This is a genomic window from Actinophytocola sp. (assembly GCF_035942955.1).
Taxonomy (GTDB): domain Bacteria; phylum Actinomycetota; class Actinomycetes; order Mycobacteriales; family Pseudonocardiaceae; genus DASYTH01.
The window spans coordinates 1-2,439 of record NZ_DASZCQ010000143.1; the positions used below are offsets into that span (position 1 = coordinate 1).

Here is a 2,439-nt window from a genome sequence, read left to right on the forward strand (position 1 = left end):
GGCTACGCGGCGGCCGTGCACGGCCGGCCGCCGCGCGACGCCCTGCCCGAGCTCCGGACGCGGTACGCCGACTTCGTGCGATGGCAGCGGAAGCTGCCCGCCGCGCCGGAGTTCGGGCCGCTGCTCGACTGGTGGACCGCCACGCTGAGCCCGCTGCCGCCGTTGCTCGACCTGCCGGTGGACCGCGCCCGCCCGGCCGGCCCGACGTTTCGGGCGGGCGAGGTCCGGTTCGACTGGGACGGCGCGGCGCTGGCCGAGCTGGCCGCGGCGGCGACGACCACGCCGGAAACCGTGCTGCTCACCGGGTTCCTTGCGCTGCTCGGCCGGTACACCGGCGCCGAGCGGATGGGTGTCGCGGCGCCGGTGACGGTGCGCCCCGCGCCGGAGTTCGAAGACGTGGTCGGCATGTTCGGCAACCTCGTCGTGCTGCCGGCCGACCTGTCCGAGCGGCCGACGTTCGCCGAGCTCGCCGGCCGGGTCGCCGCCGAGTGGCGGGCGGCGCTCGCGCGCCGGGAGCTGCCGTTCGAGACCCTGGTGCGGGAGCTGGACGTCGATCGGGATCCCAGCCGCGTTCCGTGGTGTGATGCCATGTTCGACGTGCGGGACACCGGGAAGCTCGAGCTGCCCGGTGCGCAGGCCACCCCGCGGCCGGTGCCCAACCCGGCGGCCCGCGCCGACCTGATGCTGACCGTCGAACGGGTCGACCCCACGGTCACCGGATCGCTGAGCTACCGCACCAGCCTGTTCGACGCCGCGTCCGCCGAGCGCATCCTCGACCAGCTGCACACGCTGCTGGCCGCCGCGCTGCGCCACCCCGAGCTGCCCGTGGACGAGCTGGAGATCGAGCCACCGGACCGGATCCGCGCCGCGGTGCGGGCGGCGGACCGGATCACCGACGGCCCCCCGGTCGAGGCGCCGGTGCCCGAGCTGGTGCACGAGCGGGCCCGGTCCAATCCGGACACCCCGGCGCTGAGCTGGGCCGGCGCGGAGATCTCCTACGCCGAGCTGGAACGGTGGGCCGCGCGGGTCACCGCCGCCCTGCCCGAGGTGGCCGGCGCGCCGGTGGCGGTGCGGATGGGCACCGGGCCGGGCCAGGTGGCCACGCTGCTCGGGGTGCTCGACGCCGGCGGGCAGCTGGTCTGCCTCGGCCGCGGCGACGCCGGCGAGCGCGGCAAGGCGGTGCTTGCCGACACCCGGCCGGTGTGCCTTGTCCTGGAAGGGGATCCGGCCGAGGACAAGCTGGCGCGTTGGTACGCCGAGGAGTTGGGCGGCAAGGTCGTCAGCCTCGAGGACCTGGCGCCGGATGCCGCGCCGGCCCCGGTGCGGCGCGAGCTGGCCGACCTGGCCTACATCACGCACACCTCCGGAACCACCGGCCAGCCAAAGGGAATCCCGCAGACGCACGGCACATTGGCGCAGTTCGTCACCTGGTTCGGCGCCGAGTTCGGCGTCGGGCCCGGCGCCCGGATGGCCCAGTGGGCGGCGCCCGGATACGACGCCGCCCTCGGCGAGATCTTCACCGCGCTGGTCGCGGGGGCGACGTTGTGCCCGGTGCCGGACCGCCTGCGGCCGAATCCCGACAAGCTGATCGACTGGCTGGCCGCGGAGCGGATCACCGTCTTCCAGACGGTTCCCAGCTATGCCAAGGAGATCCTCCGCGTGATCGGCGAGCGCGGGACGGCCGGGCTGGTCCTCGAGCACGTCCTGCTCGCCGGGGAGGCGCTGCCGGGCGAGCTGGCCAACGGGCTGCGCGCGGCCCTGCCGGGGATCCGGCTGGTCAACCTGTACGGCCCGACCGAGTCGATCCTGGCCACCTACCACGAGATCACCGACACGGTGCACGGGACGGCGCCGATCGGCCGGTCGATCCCCGGCCGCCAGGTCCTCGTCGTCGACGAGAACGACCGGCCCTGCCCGCCCGGCGTCACCGGCGCGATCGTCATCCGCAGCCCCTACGTCACCCCGGGCTACCTCGGTGACGCGGCCGCGGACCGCTCGGGTTTCACGCCGCTGCAAGGACATCCGGAGCTCGGGTCGGACGGCGGACCGTGCTACCGGACCGGAGACCACGGCCTGCTGCGGTGGGACGGCGCGCTGGAGTTCCGCGGGCGCGGCGACTTCCAGATCAAGTTCAACGGGGTCCGGGTGGAGCTGACCGACATCGAGGCCACGCTCGGCGCGCACGAGTCGGTCGCCGACTGCGCCGTGGTCGCCAGCAGGGACCGGCAGGGCCTGGTGGCCAGGGTGATGGCCTACGTCGTCCCGGCGCGCGGGCCGTCCGGGGAGCCGCTCGGGGCCGCGGACACCTGGCGGGCGGTGCTGCGCCAGCGGTTCGGCGCGGCGATGCTGCCGGTGTCCTTCACGACCGTGCTCGGCCTGCCGCGCAACATCGGTGGCAAGGTGGACCGGCGCGCGCTGCCGGAACCGGCGCCGGCCGCC

At 75.3% G+C, this 2,439-nt stretch carries 1 protein-coding gene; it reads left to right on the forward strand.

The features are described from left to right. A partial coding sequence (locus VGX25_RS14445) for a non-ribosomal peptide synthetase (RefSeq protein ID WP_326918286.1) occupies positions 1–2,439 on the forward strand: 2,439 nt, incomplete at both ends.